This window comes from Streptomyces sp. NPDC058576 (genome assembly GCF_042718715.1).
Classification (GTDB): Bacteria; Actinomycetota; Actinomycetes; order Streptomycetales; family Streptomycetaceae; genus Streptomyces.
On sequence record NZ_JBHXPF010000032.1, the window covers coordinates 67,280 to 85,791 of the forward strand.

15 protein-coding genes are annotated in these 18,512 nt (G+C 72.6%); 5 read left to right on the plus strand and 10 right to left on the minus strand.

The window, feature by feature from the left end:
* Window positions 1–14: 14 nt before the first annotated feature.
* The 3 genes from ACFWRV_RS22265 to allB form a co-directional block, all read right to left on the minus strand.
* On the minus strand, window positions 15–344 hold the full coding sequence (locus ACFWRV_RS22265) for a putative quinol monooxygenase (RefSeq protein WP_384337151.1): 330 nt from the start codon (window positions 342–344) through the stop codon (window positions 15–17).
* Window positions 345–529: 185 nt separating this feature from the next.
* On the minus strand, window positions 530–1,651 hold the full coding sequence (alc, locus tag ACFWRV_RS22270; protein ID WP_384337153.1) for an allantoicase: 1,122 nt from the start codon (window positions 1,649–1,651) through the stop codon (window positions 530–532).
* Between the two features lie 65 nt (window positions 1,652–1,716).
* Entirely contained in the window at window positions 1,717–3,060 is a 1,344-nt protein-coding gene (gene allB / locus ACFWRV_RS22275; protein WP_384337155.1) for an allantoinase AllB, read from the minus strand.
* A gap of 367 nt (window positions 3,061–3,427) precedes the next feature.
* Between allB and ACFWRV_RS22280 the strand changes: the two genes are divergently transcribed.
* Window positions 3,428–4,231, plus strand: a complete 804-nt coding sequence (locus ACFWRV_RS22280) for an IclR family transcriptional regulator (protein WP_384337157.1) — start codon at window positions 3,428–3,430, stop codon at window positions 4,229–4,231.
* Between the two features lie 83 nt (window positions 4,232–4,314).
* Here the strand turns inward: ACFWRV_RS22280 and ACFWRV_RS22285 are convergent, their stop codons facing one another.
* Window positions 4,315–4,617 carry a DUF5955 family protein gene (locus tag ACFWRV_RS22285; protein WP_384337181.1) on the minus strand — a complete coding sequence of 101 codons (303 nt, stop codon included), beginning with the start codon at window positions 4,615–4,617 and terminating at the stop codon, window positions 4,315–4,317.
* Between the two features lie 201 nt (window positions 4,618–4,818).
* Here ACFWRV_RS22285 and ACFWRV_RS22290 point away from each other — a divergent pair, with 201 nt between their 5' ends.
* Together ACFWRV_RS22290 and aceB are read left to right on the plus strand one after the other, a co-directional pair.
* Window positions 4,819–5,448, plus strand: coding sequence for an NTP transferase domain-containing protein (locus tag ACFWRV_RS22290; RefSeq protein ID WP_384337159.1), 630 nt, complete (start codon window positions 4,819–4,821; stop codon window positions 5,446–5,448).
* 287 nt (window positions 5,449–5,735) lie between these two features.
* Window positions 5,736–7,355 (plus strand): malate synthase A, encoded by a 1,620-nt coding sequence (gene aceB / locus ACFWRV_RS22295; protein ID WP_384337161.1) that lies wholly within the window; start codon window positions 5,736–5,738, stop codon window positions 7,353–7,355.
* A gap of 71 nt (window positions 7,356–7,426) precedes the next feature.
* Here the strand turns inward: aceB and ACFWRV_RS22300 are convergent, their stop codons facing one another.
* The gene (locus tag ACFWRV_RS22300; protein WP_384337163.1) at window positions 7,427–8,095 is read right to left on the minus strand and encodes an SMI1/KNR4 family protein; all 669 of its coding nucleotides are present in this window, start codon (window positions 8,093–8,095) and stop codon (window positions 7,427–7,429) included.
* A gap of 181 nt (window positions 8,096–8,276) precedes the next feature.
* On the opposite strand from ACFWRV_RS22300, the gene ACFWRV_RS22305 reads away from it, so the two are divergent.
* The gene (locus tag ACFWRV_RS22305) at window positions 8,277–13,100 is read left to right on the plus strand and encodes a CHAT domain-containing protein (RefSeq protein WP_384337165.1); all 4,824 of its coding nucleotides are present in this window, start codon (window positions 8,277–8,279) and stop codon (window positions 13,098–13,100) included.
* 33 nt (window positions 13,101–13,133) lie between these two features.
* Here the strand turns inward: ACFWRV_RS22305 and ACFWRV_RS22310 are convergent, their stop codons facing one another.
* From ACFWRV_RS22310 to ACFWRV_RS22320, 3 genes are all read right to left on the minus strand, one after another.
* Window positions 13,134–13,349 carry a hypothetical protein gene (locus ACFWRV_RS22310; RefSeq protein ID WP_384337167.1) on the minus strand — a complete coding sequence of 72 codons (216 nt, stop codon included), beginning with the start codon at window positions 13,347–13,349 and terminating at the stop codon, window positions 13,134–13,136.
* Window positions 13,350–13,352: 3 nt separating this feature from the next.
* Window positions 13,353–13,985 (minus strand): DUF6338 family protein, encoded by a 633-nt coding sequence (locus tag ACFWRV_RS22315; protein ID WP_384337183.1) that lies wholly within the window; start codon window positions 13,983–13,985, stop codon window positions 13,353–13,355.
* A gap of 174 nt (window positions 13,986–14,159) precedes the next feature.
* Complete coding sequence (locus tag ACFWRV_RS22320; protein WP_384337169.1) at window positions 14,160–15,152, minus strand: fibronectin type III domain-containing protein; 993 nt, start codon at window positions 15,150–15,152, stop codon at window positions 14,160–14,162.
* Between the two features lie 160 nt (window positions 15,153–15,312).
* Between ACFWRV_RS22320 and ACFWRV_RS22325 the strand changes: the two genes are divergently transcribed.
* Window positions 15,313–15,933 carry a TIGR03086 family metal-binding protein gene (locus tag ACFWRV_RS22325; protein ID WP_384337171.1) on the plus strand — a complete coding sequence of 207 codons (621 nt, stop codon included), beginning with the start codon at window positions 15,313–15,315 and terminating at the stop codon, window positions 15,931–15,933.
* 25 nt (window positions 15,934–15,958) lie between these two features.
* On the opposite strand, the gene ACFWRV_RS22330 is transcribed toward ACFWRV_RS22325, so the two are convergent.
* Both ACFWRV_RS22330 and ACFWRV_RS22335 read right to left on the minus strand, forming a co-directional pair.
* Entirely contained in the window at window positions 15,959–16,642 is a 684-nt protein-coding gene (locus tag ACFWRV_RS22330; protein ID WP_384337173.1) for an alpha/beta fold hydrolase, read from the minus strand.
* A gap of 143 nt (window positions 16,643–16,785) precedes the next feature.
* Complete coding sequence (locus ACFWRV_RS22335) at window positions 16,786–18,258, minus strand: nucleobase:cation symporter-2 family protein (protein ID WP_384337175.1); 1,473 nt, start codon at window positions 18,256–18,258, stop codon at window positions 16,786–16,788.
* Between the last annotated feature and the right edge of the window lie 254 nt (window positions 18,259–18,512).

The following is an 18,512-nucleotide window of genomic DNA, read 5'->3' on the forward strand; positions in this document are numbered from 1 at the left end:
GGCGGGTCCGGCCGTCACCGGTTGCGCGGGGTGACCTCCGCCATCCGGGACCAGCCGGCGCCCTCCACCTCGACGTTGATGATCTCGGGGACCTCGGCGACCATCTCCGACATCGTCTCGATCGCCGCCTTGAAGTGGTCGGAGTTCACGTGCGCCTCCCCCGCCGCCCCGTCGGCGAAGGCCTCCAGCAGGACGAACTCGTTGGGGTTCTCCACGCTGTAGGACCAGTCGAAGAAGACGTTGCCGGGCTCGCTGCGGGTGGCGACGGTGAAGTCCTCCAGCCGGGGCAGCCAGTTGTCGCGCTCGGCGACGAGGGCGGTGAACTTGACGGCGATGAAGATCATGGGGGCTCCTGGGCGGGGCGTCGGAACGTCGAACATCGGGAACACCGAAAGGTGCGGTTCGCCTGCCCTTCGGGGCCGCTCCCCACACCCCGACCAGGGTGACACACCCTCAGGTATCGGGACGGGAGGGGCCACACCGCGATCCCCCTGAGACCGCGGTGTGGCCCCTCCCGGCCGTTCGCGGATCAGCCGCCGAGCTCCCGGTGGCGGGCCGCCAGGGCGGCCGCGCCCTCCTCGGTGAGCGATCCGTACAGCCGCAGCCGGGAGATGCCACCGTCCGGGAAGATGTCGATCCGTACGTGGGTGGCCCGGACGGTCGCGTCCAGCACGAAGCGGTGGTTGGTGTCGGGCTGGAGGCGGGTCCGGGGCAGGACCTCCGTCCAGTCGCCGCCCTCGCCGTCCCGTACCGAGAGGCTCGCCCAGCCCGCCGAGTTGCCCTTGAGGTAGGCGGTGTCGATCTCGACGGCCCGGATCCCGGACTGCGCGGCGAGGCGGTAGCTGATCCAGTCGTTGCCCTTGTCGCGCCGGCGGCGGGTCTCCCAGCCGTCGTCCATCTTGCGGGAGCGGCCGGGCTGGATGGTGTTCGTGGCCGGGGAGTAGAAGCGGTCGGATGCGTCCTCGACCTGGCCGCCGTTCTCCAGGGCCGCGAGGTCGAACGTACCGAGGGCGGCGAGCCAGGCGGGGTCCGGGGCGACCTCTCCGTACACGCGGAGCCGGGCGATGCCGCCGTCCGGGTGCTGGTTGACCCGCAGGTGGGTGAAGCGCTGCTCCGCGTCGACGGCGAACCCGTTGGCCGCGTGGCCGCCGACCGCCGTACGGGGGACGAGCGTCGTCCACTTCACGTCGGGGGCGAGGAGGTCCTCGGGGGACGGGGAGCCGGGCAGGGCGACGGCCTCGACGGAGACGGCCTGCGGGTAGTTGCCGCGGAAGTGGGCGGTGTCGAGGACGATGCCCCGGATCACGCCGGGCGCGCCGAGCCGGACGAGGGCCCAGTCGTGGTCGTCGGCGGTGGGGTGCGGCTCGGCGGCGCTGACGCCGCGTCGGCGGCGGGTCTCCCAGCCGTCCATGATCTTGCCCTTGTGGCCGAAGTGCTCCGGGTCGAAGACGGCGGGCTCGGGCTTGAGCAGGTTCTCGCGCTCGGCGAAGAACTCGTCGTTGGCGGCGATGACCCCAGCCCCGAGGCGGCGGTCGGCGAGGTCCACGAGGTGGGTGAAGGGGAAGTCGGCGGTGCGGTGGTCGGCGTACGGGTCACCACCGCCGTAGGGGCGGGCATCACCGGTGAAGCGGGGTATCGCGACGTCCGTCATGGTCGAGGCGTTCCTTTCGGGCACGGTCGGGGGGCTCGTTCGAGGAGTGGACCGGTGGGCGCCGGTCAGTGGTCCCGTTCGAGGAGGCGGCCGGTGGGCTCGGCGAGGACGCCGTCGGAGGCGATGCGGACGCCGCGCAGCCAGCTGGAGCGGACCACGCCGTGCAGGGTCTTCCCGGCGTAGGCGGTGACCTGGTTGCGGTGGAAGAGCTCGGCGGGGTCGACGGTGAAGGTCGCCTCGGGGTCCAGGACCGCGAAGTCGGCGTCGCGTCCGGCCTCGATGGCGCCCTTCCTGTTCAGTCCGGCGAGTTCGGCGGGTGCGGCGGACATCCAGCGGGCGACGTCGTCGAGACTGTGGCCTCGCTTGCGGGCCTCGGTCCAGATGGCGGGGAGGCCGAGCTGGAGGGAGGAGATGCCGCCCCAGGCGGAGGCGAAGTCCGGGGTCTTGAGGTCCGTGGTGCACGGCGAGTGGTCGCTGACGATGCAGTCGATGGTGCCGTCGGCGAGCCCGGCCCACAGGGTGTCCTGGTTGGCGGCCTCGCGGATCGGCGGGCAGCACTTGAACTCGGTTGCCCCGTCCGGGACTTCCTCGGCGGTGAGGGTGAGGAAGTGCGGGCAGGACTCGACGGTGACGCGGACGCCCTCGCGCTTCGCCGCGGCGATCAGCGGCAGCGCGTCGCTGGAGGAGAGGTGCAGGACGTGGACGCGGGCGTTCAGCCGCTTGGCGTGGGCGATGAGCCCCTCGATCGCGGTGTTCTCGGCGTCGCGGGGACGGGAGGCGAGGAAGTCCGCGTAGGCGGGGCCGGAGCGCTGCGGGGCGTCGGCCAGGTGGTGCGGGTCCTCGGCGTGGACGATGAGCAGTCCGCCGAATCCGGCGATCTCCGCCATGGAGCGGGCCAGCTGCTCCTGGTCCAGCTCCGGGAACTCCTCGACGCCGGAGGGCGACAGGAAGCACTTGAAGCCGAAGACCCCGGCCTCGAACAGCGGGCGCAGGTCCTTGACGTTGGACGGGATCGCGCCGCCCCAGAAGCCGGTGTCGACGTGCGCCTTGGGGGCGGCGACCTGCTGCTTGGTGCGCAGGTTCTCGACGGTGGTGGTCGGCGGGAGGGAGTTGAGCGGCATGTCCAGGAGCGTGGTGATGCCGCCCGCGGCGGCCGCGCGGGTGGCGGTCCAGAAGCCTTCCCACTCGGTGCGGCCGGGGTCGTTCACATGGACGTGGGTGTCGACCAGGCCGGGCAGCAGGACGTCGTCGCCGAAGTCCTCCAGGCGGGCGCCGGCAGGCACCTCGGCGTCGTACGGCAGGACCGCGTCGATCGTCCCGCCCGCGACGGCGACCGCCGCCGGGCGGGTGCCCTCGGGGGTGATGACGCGCGTCGAGCGCAGTACCAGGTTCACGTCCACACCGGACACCCGTGCTCCTTCACTCCAAAATGATCACGACAGGCGTTCAATCAGCTCAGGAATTCAACGAACTGTTGAAGCTTCGATGGAGTCTTCACTCGGGAATCGCCCTCGTCAAGACCCACCTTCCGGTAAGGAGGGCCGGCGGGCCAGCCCTGCCGCCCCGACTGGAGGTTTCCACAAAGTAAAAGTCATATTTCGAACTGCGGAACGTAGCATGGGCCAGGAGGGGCGGCGCCCGGCCGTCCGAACCGACCGTCGGCACCCGGACAAAACAGGCCCTGACCGGCACGGACGCCGACCGGGCACCTGTGGGCCGTTCGGGAACCGCCCGGTAGGCTGCTGCCTTGCCTTCCGCTTCGAAAGGACCGTTGACGTGCCGCCGTCCCACGCCAGCACAGCCGACTCCAAGCCCTCCGGTTCCAGCGGTGGGGTGCAGTCCCTTGAGCGCGCCTTCGATCTGCTGGAGCGGATGGCCGACGCCGGGGGCGAGGTCGGGCTCAGCGAGCTGTCCGCGAGCAGCGGTCTGCCCCTGCCGACCATCCACCGGCTGATGCGCACCCTGGTCGTCTGCGGGTACGTACGCCAGCAGCCCAACCGCCGCTACGCGCTCGGCCCGCGCCTGATCCGGCTCGGCGAGTCCGCCTCCCGGCTGCTGGGCACCTGGGCCCGCCCCTACCTCAGCCGTCTGGTCGAGGAGACCGGCGAGACGGCGAACATGGCACTGCTGGACGGGGACGAGATCGTCTACGTCGCCCAGGTGCCGTCCAAGCACTCCATGCGGATGTTCACCGAGGTCGGCCGCCGGGTGCTGCCCCACTCCACCGGCGTGGGCAAGGCGCTCCTCGCGCATACCCCCGCCGACGAGGTCCGTGCGCTCCTGGCCCGGACGGGCATGCCGGCCGCGACGGAGAAGACGATCACCACGCCGGAGGGCTTCCTGGACGCCCTGGAGCTGGTGCGCCGCGCCGGATACGCGGTGGACGACAACGAGCAGGAGATCGGGGTGCGGTGCCTCGCGGTCCCCGTGCCGAACTCCCCCACCTCGGCCGCGATCTCCATCTCGGGCCCGGCGGGACGCGTCACGGAGGCGGCCACGGAGCGGATCGTGCCGATCCTCCAGCAGGTAGCCAAGGAACTGTCCGACGCACTGGCGAGCAGCGGGACGAACGGCGGCTGAGTCGCGGGGGCGAGGCCCCTCGGGCCCGCCCGCACCCTAGGGGTGTCCCGGTCCGGACCCCTCACGGGCCGGAGGGCGTGGTGTCATCCGCGCGGCGGCTCTCCGAAGAGGTCGACCGCGTTGCGCACCTCGCGCAGGGCGGCGGCCACCGCGCTCACCGAGCCGATCGCCCCCGCGATCAGCAGCAGGGAGCGGCGCATCCGGGGGATCTCCGGCACCCCGCTGACGGCCATGGCGGCCAGGGCCGCCAGCTCGTCCTCGGCGATCGGCCGGTCGGGGAATTCGGTCCGGAGCCCGGCGAGCTCCCGGCGCAGCCGCGAGACGGCCATCCGCAGCTCGGCAACCCTCGGGTCCTCGTCGCTGCCGGTCAGCCGCTTCTGCCCCACGCTTCGCAACACAGCACTCCCCCTCGCACGTCCTTGTGCCGGTGTGACCCCCGAATCCGGGCTGTGGCCAAGTCCCCGGGTTCGCCCGCAAGTTAACGCCATGACAGGCTGTGCGCGCCAGCCCACGGAAAGAAATCAAGGTTACCCCTGAGGGTGACATGCGTGTCGCGTGTGCGAAGGCCTCAGTGGTATCCAGACCCCATGGTTACGGACATGGCGACGAACACGCGCTCCCAGGCGAGGAATCCCAAGGTCGCGGGGGTGCTGCTGGCCGCCGGAGGGGGGCGCCGGCTCGGCGGCCGCCCGAAGGCGCTGCTGCGGCACCGGGGCCGCCCGCTGGTCGAGCACGCGCTGCGCTCCCTGCGCAACGGCGGCTGCGGCCCGCTGCACGTGGTGCTGGGCGCGGCGGCCGACGAGGTGCGGGCCCGGGCGGACCTCACGGGCTGCGCGGTGGCGGTGAACCCGGGCTGGGAGGAGGGCATGGGCTCCTCGCTCCGGCTGGGCCTGGCCGCCCTGAGCGCGACGGACGCGGACGCGGCGCTCGTCCTCCTGGTCGATCAGCCGGGGATCGGGGCGGAGGCGGTGGCGCGGGTGCGTCTCGCGTACCGCTCGCGGCTGAGCCTGGCGGCCGCCTCGTACGGCGGGGAGCGGGGCCATCCGGTGCTGTTCGGGGCGGACCGGTGGACGGACATCGCGGCGGGGGCGGTGGGCGACCAGGGCGCGCGGGCGTATCTGCGGGAGCACCGCGATGCGATCACGCTCGTGGAGTGTTCGGATGTGGCGGAGGCGTACGACATCGACACCTCGCAGGACCTCAGGCATCTGGAGTGACCGGAACGGCCGTCGCCCGGGGCGACGGGCGCCGCCGCTCGCCGGTCGACAGTCCGTGGCCGCGCTGGCACGCTGCGCCGCTGTCGGCCCGTTTCTGTCGACCCGGAGAATCTCGACATCAACAAACCATTGAACTTCCACCATGAGGAAACTACTATCCACTGGTCAGAAGCCCTCTGAACCTCAGACGGCACCCACGGCCGTATCTCGGAGCCATGGCACGCCGTGCCGTCTCAGGCGACCCGGCGGCCATGAGACGCCGCCGCCCGCTGAAGGAGTGACAGCTCATGTCCGCACCAGCGCCGTCCACGCTGGCCATCGTCGATGCCGAGCCCCTGCCCCGGCAGGAAGAGGTCCTGACCGACGCGGCCCTCGCGTTCGTGGCCGAGCTGCACCGGCAGTTCACCCCGCGCCGCAATGAGCTGCTCGCCCGGCGCGGTGAGCGCCGCGCCGAGATCGCCCGCACCTCCACGCTGGACTTCCTGCCCGAGACGGCGGCGGTCCGCGCGGACGACTCCTGGAAGGTCGCCCCGGCTCCGGCCGCTTTGAGCGACCGCCGGGTGGAGATCACCGGTCCGACCGACCGCAAGATGACCATCAACGCGCTGAACTCCGGCGCGAAGGTCTGGCTCGCCGACTTCGAGGACGCGTCCGCCCCCACATGGGAGAACGTCGTCCTCGGCCAGCTCAACCTGACCGACGCCTACGAGCGCCGCATCGACTTCACCGACCCGAAGTCCGGCAAGTCGTACGCGCTGAAGTCCGCCGGCGAACTCGCCACGGTCGTCATGCGCCCGCGCGGCTGGCACCTGGAGGAGCGCCACCTGCAGCTGGACGGCGTCTCCGTGCCGGGCGCGCTGGTCGACTTCGGCCTCTACTTCTTCCACAACGCGCAGCGCCTGATCGACCTCGGCAAGGGCCCGTACTTCTACCTGCCGAAGACGGAGTCGCACCTGGAGGCCCGCCTCTGGAACGACATCTTCGTCTTCGCCCAGGACTACGTCGGCATCCCGCAGGGCACGGTCCGCGCGACCGTCCTGATCGAGACGATCACCGCCGCGTACGAGATGGAGGAGATCCTCTACGAGCTGCGCGACCACGCCGCCGGGCTGAACGCCGGCCGCTGGGACTACCTCTTCTCCATCGTCAAGAACTTCCGTGACGGCGGTGCCAAGTTCGTCCTGCCGGACCGCAACGCGGTCACGATGACCGCCCCGTTCATGCGGGCGTACACCGAACTCCTGGTCCGCACCTGCCACAAGCGCGGCGCGCACGCGATCGGCGGCATGGCGGCCTTCATCCCCTCGCGCCGCGACGCCGAGGTCAACAAGGTCGCCTTCGAGAAGGTCAAGGCGGACAAGGACCGCGAGGCGCACGACGGCTTCGACGGGTCCTGGGTCGCCCACCCCGACCTGGTCCCGATCGCCCTGGCCTCCTTCGACGCGGTCCTCGGCGAGAAGCCGAACCAGAAGGACCGGCTGCGCGAGGACGTCTCGGTGGCCCCGGGCGACCTGATCGCCATCGACTCGCTCGACGCGAGCCCCACGTACGACGGCCTGCGCAACGCCGTCGCGGTCGGCATCCGCTACATCGAGGCCTGGTTGCGCGGCCTGGGCGCGGTCGCCATCTTCAACCTGATGGAGGACGCGGCCACCGCCGAGATCTCCCGCTCGCAGATCTGGCAGTGGATCAACGCGGACGTGGTCTTCGAGAACGGCGAACACGCCACCGCGGACCTGGCCCGCAAGGTCGCCGCCGAGGAACTGGCCGCGATCCGCGAGGAGATCGGCGAGGAGACCTTCACCGCCGGCAAGTGGCAGCAGGCCCACGACCTGCTGCTCCAGGTCTCGCTGGACCAGGACTACGCGGACTTCCTGACGCTGCCCGCGTACGAGCAGCTGCGCTGACCTCTGCGCACGGACACCGCCCCCGGCACCGCACAGCGCCGGGGGCGGTGGTGTTCCCGGCCGAGGTCGCTTCACCCGAAGCCGAAGCGCCGGTTCATCGCCTCCATGTCCCAGGCCACGACGGTGTCCGCGTCGGGCTCACGCCAGTCCAGGAACCCGTCCTCGTCGACGTACGGTTCCCGCTCGCCCCAGAGGTCGACCACGCCGTCGTGCAGACCGCGGGCCACGGACGCCAGGAGCGCGGCCGGCGAGGCGAAGGGTTCCCGGTCGGGGAACGAGGCGTTGTCGTCCTTCGCCTTCTCGCCGATCCTGCCGAAGGAGGGTCCGGGCTCCTGGCTGACGAAGAGCAGATTGCCGCTCTCGTCGTGGGCGAGCGGAATCCAGTGGGGGTTCCACTGGAGGAATTCCCCGGGACGCGGGAAGGGGGTCACGTTCGGGCGGATCCGGCTGTCCTCCTCGGCCTGACGGCGGCGGTCCCGCTCCGCCCGACGGCGCAAGGCGGACTCCGCCCCGATCAGGCGTGTGTCGTCCAGCCGGTAGAAGTGCGGCAGGACAAAACCCCCCGAACCATTGTGGCGCGCGAGCGATGCCAGCAGATCCTGCGGGAGCGGTCGGTCGAGCACGTCCCGCGCCGCCCGGATCTCGTCGGCGGCGGCGGGAGGAGGAAGCGCCGCGTGACTGGAGGGGGCATGGGTGCGGAGCCAGTCCTCGATCTGCTGCCACGCCTCGTCAACGGTCACGGGCGACAGCCTCGCGGAGACATGTCGGCTCCGCAAGGGCGTTTGGCAGAGCGCGAACTGACGTGCCCACAGGTACGCGCACCGTCAGTAGGGTGATCCTGCCGGCGGCGTTCGCACCGCACGAGAACCGTGTGGGCGGGCGCGCCCGGGACAGCGGTGGGCCGACGCGGACGGGGGAACGATGACGCGGGTGAGGGACGAGGACGCGGCGCACCTCATCCTCCGGCAGGCCGAGCGCGCGGTTGCCGATCCCGGCGTTCTGGAGTGGTTCGTCGGGCCGGAGGCCGCGCGGGCGGCCGACCAGGTGCGCGGCAGCCTCACCCTGCCCGACGGGAGCACGTGGAGCCTGGGCGTCCTGGCGCTCGGTTACGCCGACCTCTTCCGCTACAGCGCCCGGGGTCCGGCCGATCGGGGCGCGCTCGCCACCGCCCTGCTCCGCTTCTCCGCGATCCGCGAGCAGGACCCCGACCGGGTACCGAACGGGCTGCGCCCGCTCTTCGCCACGCTGTCGGGCGAGCCGGAAGGCGCCGCGACCGTGCCCGGCCTGGCGTACGACGCCGGCGTCGGGATGATGGCGTTGTTCCAGCAGAGCCGCGACCCCGACGTCCTGCGCAGCGCGGAGGTCCTGCTGCGGCACGCCGCCACCGCCGTCGGCCACCACAGCCTTGAGCAGGGCGTCTGCCTGTCGGACCTCGGGCTCGTCCTCTTCTACGGCTTCCAGGACGGCGGCGGCCGCCAAGCGCTCGCCGACGCCGTCGCCACCGGGCGCGCCGCCGTGGCCTGCGCCCCCGGAGACCGGGACGAACAGGCCCGCAGACATGGCAACTTCGGTCACACGCTCCGCAACTGGGCCGGTGCGACCGGGGACGAGGAGACGCTGCGGGAGTCGGTCGCCGAGCTGCGGAAGGCGGTGGACCTCTGCACGGCGAACAATCCGCACCGCGCCCAGCACCGCGCCACCCTCGGTTCCGCACTCTGCCTCGCCGCCGACCGCCTGGACGATCCGGCGTCGCGCTCCGAGGGCATCGCGCTGCTGCGTACAGCCCTGGTGGGGCCGGACGCCGTCGTGGCGAACCGTGCCCCGCTCCTCTCCGACCTGGGGGTCGCCCTCTTCTCGGAAGCCGTCGAGAGCGGTGGGCACGCCGGACTCGCCGAGGAGGGCATCGCCGCCTGCCGCAGGGCCGCGGAGACGGCTCCCAACGCCTTCGAGCGGTCCACGTACTTCGCCAACCTCGGGCTGCTGCTGGCCGGGTTCGCCGGCCACACCGGCCGCCCCGAACTCCTCGACGACGCCTACGCCGCGGCCCACGAGGCTCTCGACAGCGCTCCGCCCGGGCATCCGGTGCGCGCCCAGGCCCACTTCGCGCTCTCCCAGGCGCTGGACGCCAGGTACTCGGCGACGGGCTCCCCGGGCGACCTGGACGAGGCCGTCGCCCACGCCCGCCGTGGGGCGGAGTCCGGATCCGCCGACGACGTGGCCGGCCGGGTGCTCCTCGCCACCCGCCTCGCGGAGCTGCTGTGGAAGCGTGCCGCCCGGCATGTCAGGGCCCTCGGGGAGCCGGAGGACCCCGGGGAACTCGACGCCCCGATCGCGCAGCTCCGGGCTCTTGCCGCGGAGGTTCCGGCCCGCTCCGCCGAGCGGGCCCAGGTCCTGCGGGCGCTGGGCCGCTGCCTGCGGATCCCGGGCCACGCCGACGGTGTCGAGGAGGCCGTCGACTGCTTCCGCAAATGCCTCGCCCTGCCCTCTCCCGCCGCGGACTTCGAGGCCTCCACGCGCTGCGACCTCGGGGCGGCGCTGGCCCAGCGCGCCGGGGCGGACGCCGAGGACTGGCGCCGGGGCGCCGACGAGATGGTCCGGGGTCTCGGACTGCTCAGGACCGGCAGCCCGGAGTACTGGAACTGCCATGCGGAGTACACCCATACCCTGATGCAACGGGCCGACACGACGGGCGAGGTCGGCCTGTACGAGGAAGTGGTGGGCCTGCTCCGCGAGGAGATGCGGCGGGCGCCGCTCTCCCGCGCCGAGAGTGCCGCCGTCCGGTCGAATCTCGGCCTCGCTCTCACGAACATCGCGACGTGCTCCGGCAGGGTCGAGTTCCTGACCGAGGCGGTGGCGGTCCATCGGGAGGCTGTCGCCCTGTCGGAGCCGGGAGACCCTTTCGCCGTCCATCTGCTCCTGGGCCTCGGTGAAACCCTGCTGGCTCGCGCCGAGTTCTGCTCGGACACCGGGGCGCTGGACGAGGGCATCGCGGTGCTGCGCAGGGCCGTGGTCTCCTCGGACGCGTCCACGTACAGCGGGGCCGACTGCCGTACGGCACTCGGTGACGCTCTGCGCAACCTCGCCCGTCTCGCCTCCGATCCCGCTCCGCTGGAGGAGTCCGTACGATGCCACCGGGAGGCGGTCGCCATGGCGTCGGGCCCGCCCTCGCCGACGGCTCTGATCGGCCTCGCCAACAGCCTGGGGGCCCTCTACCGCTACGGCCGTGACGTGCGGCAGAGCGACGAGGCCGTGCGGCACTATCACGCCGCCCTGGCCTCCCCGCAGTCGGCGGCGTACGGACTGCGGGGCTCCCTCCTCACCGGTCTCGGCTTCATCCAGTGGAGCCGGGCCGTCGAGAGCGGTGAGGAGGCGCTCATGGACCTGGCCATCGGCACGCTGCGCGAGGCCGTGACCCAGCTGCCCCGGGTGCGCCTCGGGATGGCGCTCACGAACCTGGGCAGCGCCCTCATGGACCGCGGCCTCGCCTCCGGTAACCGGGCCTGGCTGGCCGAGGCCGTGACGGTGCTGCGCCGCGCGGTGAACGACAGCCCGCCGACGGCGGTGGAGCGGTCCCTGCATCTGAACAACCTCGCCGAAGCACTGCGCTGCTGGTACGAGACCGTGGGCGACGCCTCAGCCGCCGACGAGGCGGTCGCGCTGCTGCGCGAGGCGATGGCCGTGGCGCACGGCGACCGCTGGGGTGCCGACATGGCCGCCGTCAACCTGGGTGTCCTGCTGGTCAACAGGGCCCAGTCGGACCGGGACCCGCGTCTCGCCGACGAGGCCCGTCGGGTCCTCGAAGGGGTGATCGCCGGGTTCGGCGCGCACCACCCTTCGCGCTCCATCGCCCTGCAGAAGCTCACGACCGCCTGTGTGGTCTTCGCCCGCCTGACGGAGGAACGCTCCGGGGCGACGGCCCGGCAGGCGCTGCGGAGGGCGGAAACCGCCGCCCGCGAAGCCCTCGCGGGAACGTCCCCCGGCCACGCACTGCACAGCATCTCCCAATGGCTGCTGGCGGCGGTGCAACTGGACCGGGCGGCACGGGGAGAAGAGGTCGACCTGGTGGAGGCGGCCCGGGTCGCCCGCGACTGCGCCCACAGTCCGGCCACGCATGTCGGCATCCGGATCCGGGCCGCCCGGGCGTGGGGGCTGGCCTCGATGAGAGCGGGGCACAACGCCGACGGACTGGAGGGGTACGCGTACGCCGTCGGCCTGTTGCCAGGCATCGCGCCGCGCAGCCTCGCCCGCGCTGACCAGGAAGCGCGGCTGCTGATCAGCGAGGGGCTGGCGAGTGACGCCGCCGCCCTGGCGATCGAGGAGGGTGCGGCGGGACGCGCGCTCGCCCTCCTCGAACAGGGACGGGGGGTGCTACTGGCCCAGGGGCTGGAGAACCGGGCCGATGTGTCGCGGCTGCACGCCCTCGCTCCCGGCCTCGCGGCGGAGTTCGAGCGGATACGCGACCAGTTGAGCGAACCGCCTCGGCCCTCCCCGGTCCTGGGCGGCGGGCTCGGCGGTCCGGCGGCCCCGTTCCACGGAGCCGACGAGGAGGCGGTGATCGCCGAGGCCCGGCTCGGCCTGGCCCGACGCTGGGAACAACTCCTCGACGAGATCAGGGCGTTGCCGGGACTCGAAGGCTTCCTGCGACCGCCCTCCGTACCGGAACTGGTCGCCTCCGCGGCCGAAGGGCCGGTCGTGGTCGTCAACGTCAGCGCCTACCGGTGCGACGCCCTCGTGGTGACCGCCGATGCCGGGATCGACGTGGTCCCCCTGCCCGGCCTCACCCTGCGGGACGCCGAGGCGCGGGCGGCGGAGTTCGTCGAAGGGATCGAGACGGCGTACGGGGAGAAAGGCGTCGACGAGGCCGTCGCCATGATGCGTCGGCTCTCGGGAACGCTGGGCTGGCTCTGGGACACCGTGGCCGCGCCCGTGCTGGAACGCCTCGGCCTGGAATCCGTACCGGGCGAGGGCGATCCCTGGGCCCGCCTGTGGTGGTGCGCCACCGGGCGGCTGTCCTTCCTGCCGCTGCACGCCGCCGGCCGCGGCGCGGCGGACTCCGGCACCTGGGTCGTCGACCGTGCCGTCTCCTCGTACACACCGACCGTGCGTGCCCTGGTGCGGGCCCGTGACGGCCTCACCTCCGGCGGCCCCGCGCGTCCCGCCCCGCTGATCGTGGCCCTCGCCGAGACGCCGGGGGCCGCACCGCTGCCGGGCGTCGCGCAGGAGGTGGCCCTGCTCAGGGGGCTGTTCCCCGAGGGAAGGCTGCTGGCCGGGTCCGAGGCCACGGTGGAGGCCGTCGGCCGGGCGCTGGAGGCCCACCCCTGGGTCCACTTCAGCTGCCACGGCGTCAGCGAGCTGCTCGACCCGTCACGGAGTGGGCTGATCCTGTACGACGGACGGCTCACCGTCTCCGACGCCGCGGCCCAGCGCCCGGGAAACCCGGAGCTCGCCGTGCTGTCCGCCTGCTCGGCCGCCCAGGGGGGTATCCGGCTGTCCGACGAGGCGGTCCAGCTGGCCGCCTCCTTCCAACTGGCCGGATACCCGCATGTGATCGGCACCTTGTGGCCCGTCGCCGACAAACTGGCGACCCAGCTCACCGAGGAGTTCTACGCGTCGCTCGCGGCGGATCTCGACCGGGGCCGCCCCATCGATCCGGCCACGGCCCTGCACCGCCCGGTCAGGGCGCTGCGCGACCGCTACGCGCAGGCGCCACACCTGTGGGCGGCCCATATCCATACGGGCCCCTGAGCGGGGCGGCACCGTCCCCGCCCGGGCCCGCGCTCAGGACCCGTCCGGCTCCGCGGCCCCCTGGGCGGTGGGCGCCACATCTCCCCGCACCGTGCCCGAAGGCCCGTGCGGCACCTCGTCCGGCTCGGCCATCTCATCGGTCGGCCGATAGGTCTTGCGGAAGGAGAACTCCGCGACGAGGGCGGCCAACTCGGCGTCCTCGCCGGCCCCTCGCTCCCCGCCGCCGCCCGTCCCTGCTGTCTTCGCCACCGGTCAGTCACTCCTTCCGGCCGCTGACGCGGACGGCGGCAGCAGCACCTCCAGCACATCCACATCGCCCGCCCGCACGTACACGCCCGCGGTACCGGGCACCTTCCCGAGGAACGAGCCGTCGGGCCCCATCCGGTACTGGGCCTGCAGATAGAGGTCACCCGGCTGCGGGTAAGCCGAGACGGCCGACCGCGAGCCGAGCCAACCGCCCACCCACAGGCCGCTCTTGAGGCGCACCCGGACGAAGCAGGACCCCCGGTCCCTGAAGAGGGCGTCCCAGGCGGTCGGCGTCGGTTCGTACCGCGCCCGTGCGCGCCGCCGCCACCACACCGCCTCCGCCCAGGCCAGCGCGGACGGCACGGCGACGATCAGCAGCAGCCCGGCGAGTCCCGCCTGGCGCGGCTGGCGCAGCACGCCCGCGACCGGCCCGTCCCCTCCCCCGGCCAGCAGCCGCACCAGCCAGGGCCCCGCGACCACCGCGTAGACGGTGTCGAGCAGGGCGCCCGCGGCGATGGCGCGGACCAGCCGGTTCTGCGGCTCCTGCTCACTGGCCAGGGAGCCGCGCAGCCGCTCGCGCACAGCCTGGTAGAAGAAGCCGGGCAGCACGAGGATCAGCAGAATGGTCAACTGCCCCACCGTTCCCGGAACCATCGTGGTGCCGCACCCCCGTGCTCATCGCCGCGGCAGCGTCGCCGTCACCCCAGGATGTCCTATGGACCCCCGCCCGCCCAAGCCCTCTGAGGTATCAATGGATCACGAGGCGCGGGCCGCCGCGTTCCTGGGAAGCCGCGGCCGCGCGCCCCGGGAGTGTCAGCCCTTCAGGACCACCGTCCGCTGGGCCGAGAAGTCGCCCCACTTGCCGTCCGGGAGCTTGGCCCTGAGCTTCACGGAATAGCGGGTTCCCGCCGGGTCCGGGAGGTTCAGGCGGTAGGTGGCCCGGCCCTTCGGGGGTGTGCCGCCCCAGACGATGGTGGTGGTCAGCCTGCCGTTCAGGTAGAGCTCGTAGGCGGGGATGACGCCGCCCGTGTCGGGCTGGTCCCAGGACAGGTCGAGGGTGAACTCGGCGCCCTCCTTGCCGGTCTCGGTCCGCAGGCCGGTGGGGGCGGTGCTCGCGGGCGCGCCGGGGGCGGACTCGGTGGTGAGGTCGAGCGCGTCGCTGTCGGCCGAGGACTTGTCGGAGGCGTCGCGGGCCCGGACCGTGAAGGTGTAGACGGTCCCGGGGCGCAGGCCCGTCACCTTCGCCGTGGTCTCGGAGGCCGGGACGCTGTGGATCCGGGAGTCCTCCTGGTAGATGTCGTACGAGGTGACGCCGACGTCGTCCTTGGCCGCGCCCCAGCGGAGGGTGGCGGCGCGGCTTCCGTCGGCGCTGCCCGCCAGCTTCGCCGGGGCGGTGGGGGGCGTGTCGTCCTTGGGCGGGGTGGCCTGGGTGGTGACGGGGACGGCCTTGCTGGGCCCGGAGAGGTTCCCGGCCGTGTCCTTGGTCCGAACGCTGAAGGTGTAGTCCGTCGCGGCCGTCAGCCCGTCGACGTCGATCATGGTCTTCGTCGCGGGAACGCTCTTGACCTTGGCCTTTCCCCGGTAGACCTCGTAACCGGCGACCTTCTCGTCGTCGGAGGCGGCCTTCCACATGACGTGCACCGAGGTGGAGCTGCTGGCCTGGGCGGTCACGCCCTCGGGGGTGCCGGGGGGCTGCGTGTCGGCTTCGGCGGTACCACCGCAGGCGGCGAGGAGGGGGGTGAGAAGCAGGGCGGAACAGGCCAACGCGGCGCATATGTGGGGGCGTTGCACGGGGGTGCCTTCCATCCGGACAGCAATGGTCCAGACCTGTATGACATGGCGTGGGGCCCTCCGACAAGAGTCCGGCCGGGAACCTTCCGCTATGTGCCGGGTTGCGCCGCCCGCCCCGCGCCCCGGGCCGGTCCGTCGGCCGATGAGTTTCCGGCGGTGGAGGGGTCTTCCCTGTATGGATACGCACGAGACCCCCGCGCCGGACGCCGCCGCTCTCCTCGACCTGGAGCCGGCCGCCCGGCGGATCGCCGCGCTGCTCGGTCCGGTCGACGACAGCCGGCTGGAGGACCCCACCCCCTGCCCGGACTACGCCGTACGGGAGCTGCTCGGCCATCTCACCGGGCTGGCCACCGCCTTCCGCGACGCCGCCCGCAAGGACCTCGGGCCGACCACGGCCACCTCGCCCGACGCGGCCCTGCCCGTCCTCGACGACGACTGGCGTGAGGTGCTGCCCCGACGGCTGGAGGAGGTGGCGGCGGCCTGGCGCTCGCCCGGTGCCTGGACCGGCATGACCCGGGCGGGCGGGGTGGAGCTGCCCGGCGGGGTGGCCGGGGCGGTCGCGCTCAACGAACTCGTCGTCCACGGCTGGGATCTGGCCCGCTCGACCGGTCAGCCGTACGCGGCGGACGAGGCGGAGCTGCGGTCCTGCGAGGCGCTGCTCGCCCCGGACGAGGACGACCCGGACCGCGGGGGCATCTTCGCGCCGCCCGTGCCGGTGGCGGACGACACCCCGCTGCTGGACCGGGTGATCGCTCTCAGCGGCCGCCGTCCGGACTGGCGGCCGCCGGGCAGCTGAGGGGCGAAGCCCGGGCCGGGAGCCCTCAGCTGGTGAAGAACTCCGTGATGTGCGCGGCCACCTGATCCGCCCGGGTCTCGTGCATCCGGTGGCCGCCGGGGACCGTGATCAGCCGGCAGTCCGGGATCAGGGAGGCCACGTCCGCCTGGCGGTGCTGCTCCATCCTGCTCTCCGGCCCGCCGGTGATGATCAGCGTCGGGGAGACGATGTCGCCGAGGCCCTCGTCCGCGTCCGGGCCGGGATCGGCGAGCTGGTCGTGTACGGCGTGAACCGCGTTCTCGTCGTAGTCCACGGGACCCTCGGCGCGGCCGGCCGGTCCCGGGTCGCCGGGGAACGGGGCCGGGGTCTCCACCAGCACCAGCCGCTCCACCCGGTCGGAGTGCTCCTGCGCCACCAGCCGGGCGACCACGCCTCCCATGCCGTGGCCGACGAGGCCGACCCGGTCCAGCTCCAGTTCGTCGAGGAAGCCCACGACGTCCTCGGCCATCAGGTCCAGGCCGTAGTCGTCGGGCCAGTCGCTCTCGCCGTGGCCGCGCAGGTCCAGGGCGAAGACCCGCCACTCCTGGCCCAGCAGGGGACCGGCCGCCTCCCAGTTCGCGGCCGAACCGCCGAGTCCGTGCAGCAGCACGACGGGCGAGCCGTACGCATCGCCCCAGGTCCGGTACGCGAGGCGCACATCGCCGACATCCACAACAGACTGCTCTTCCATACCCCTGACGCTACAGCCGTCGGGCGGCCGTCCGCTCCACAGCCCCGGCTGCCGGGCCCGGCAGCGTCGGGTTCCGCTCCGGCGCCGAACGGCCGAAGCCCCGTGCGAGGGCACGGGGCTTCACCGGGCTGCGAGCGGATACGTCAGTGGACACCCACCCCCGCGGCCGCCGGGACCACGTGTTCGCCGGGCTGCTGCTCCTCGTCCGCCGCGTCGGGCTTGCGGCCGACGTGGTTGAAGGCGAGGTTCAGCACGATCGCCACCACACAGCCGGTGGAGATGCCCGAGTCGAGGACGACCAGCAGGCTCTCCGGGAAGGCGTGGTAGAACTGCGGCGCCGCGATCGGGATCAGGCCGATGCCGAGGGCCGCCGCCACGATCAGCGCGTTCTCGCCCTTCTCCATGGCGGCGGTGGCCAGGGTCTGGATGCCGCTGGCCGCCACCGTGCCGAAGAGGACGATCCCCGCGCCACCGAGCACCGGCAGCGGTACGAGGGCGATGACGGAGGCCGCGACGGGGACCAGGCCGAGCACGATGAGGATGCCGCCGCCCGCCGCGACGACGAAGCGGCTGCGGATCTTCGTCATGGCGACGAGGCCGACGTTCTGGGCGAAGGCGCTGCACATGAACCCGTTGAAGAGCGGGCTGATGGCGCTGCCGAGGGTGTCGGCGCGCAGGCCGCCCTCGATGATCTTCTCGTCGGCGGGACGGCCGACGATCTTGCCCAGGGCCAGCATGTCCGCCGTGGACTCGGTCATGCAGACCAGCATCACGATGCACATGGAGATGATGGCGGCGATCTCGAACTGCGGGGCGCCGAAGGCGAAGGGCGTCGGGAAGCCGACCACGTCGGCCTCCTTGATGGCGCCGAAGTCGGTGATGCCCGCCGGGATGGCGATGAGGGTGCCGATGACCAGACCGAGCAGGATCGCGATCTGCTGGAGGAAGCCGCGCAGCAGTTTGCGCAGGGCCAGCACGATCACCAGGGTCACGGCGGCCATGGTGATGTTGGTCATCGAGCCGTAGTCGTCGGCCGTGGCGTTGCCGCCCTGGGACCAGTTGAACGCCACCGGGAGCAGTGAGACGCCGATCAGGGTGATCACGGTGCCCGTGACGACCGGCGGGAAGAAGCGGACCAGTTTGCAGAAGTACGGGGCGAGGACGAACCCCAGAAGACTCGCGACGATGATCGCGCCGAAGATGACGGCTATCCCGTCGTGGCCCCGGTCCTTGCCTATCGCGATCATCGGGGCGACCCCGGCGAACGAGACGCCGTTGACGAAGGGCAGCCGGGCGCCGACCTTCCAGAAGCCGATGGTCTGGAGCAGGGTGGCGATGCCCGCGGTGAACAGGCTCGCCCCCATCAGGAAGGCGGTCTCCTTGGCGGTGAGGCCGACGGCCGGCCCCACGATGAGCGGCGGGGCCACCACGCCCGCGTACATGGCGGCCACGTGCTGGAGGCCGCTGGTGAACATCTTCAGTGGGGGGAGCGTCTCGTCGACCGGATGTTTCCGGCCGTCAACCGCTCCTTCTTCCTCTGCTGCTGTGACGGCATCGTCCGTCACGTCGGGGGCGGCTGCATCTGCGTCTTTGCGAAACCTGGGCTTAGCGGCCACGGCGGTTCCTCCGGTCGGTTACACATCGTCGGCGACGTGGGGTTCAGGGAGGTGGTGCGTAAGTGGTGCGGTGGTGCTTGCGGCTCTCTCAGGTGGTGCAGGTCGTGCAGAGGGGGGTGCGGGGGCGCGCACTGGGGGTGTTGTGCGGGCAGGGTTCATCACCGGTCCGGCGGGCGCGCGCCATGGGGCGGGCGGCCGCCGGTGCGGGGGGCGTGGGGCCCCCTGGGGTGCCCGGCGGGCGGTGGCGGGGCGTG

Coding starts and splice junctions, on each gene's coding strand:
- alc (WP_384337153.1), bottom strand. CDS start 1,651: ATGACGGACGTCGCGATACCCCGCTTCACCGGTGATGCCCGCCCCTAC.
- ACFWRV_RS22330 (WP_384337173.1), bottom strand. CDS start 16,642: ATGGAAGAGCAGTCTGTTGTGGATGTCGGCGATGTGCGCCTCGCGTAC.
- ACFWRV_RS22325 (WP_384337171.1), top strand. CDS start 15,313: ATGGATACGCACGAGACCCCCGCGCCGGACGCCGCCGCTCTCCTCGAC.
- ACFWRV_RS22305 (WP_384337165.1), top strand. CDS start 8,277: ATGACGCGGGTGAGGGACGAGGACGCGGCGCACCTCATCCTCCGGCAG.
- aceB (WP_384337161.1), top strand. CDS start 5,736: ATGTCCGCACCAGCGCCGTCCACGCTGGCCATCGTCGATGCCGAGCCC.
- ACFWRV_RS22290 (WP_384337159.1), top strand. CDS start 4,819: ATGGTTACGGACATGGCGACGAACACGCGCTCCCAGGCGAGGAATCCC.
- ACFWRV_RS22265 (WP_384337151.1), bottom strand. CDS start 344: ATGATCTTCATCGCCGTCAAGTTCACCGCCCTCGTCGCCGAGCGCGAC.
- ACFWRV_RS22320 (WP_384337169.1), bottom strand. CDS start 15,152: ATGGAAGGCACCCCCGTGCAACGCCCCCACATATGCGCCGCGTTGGCC.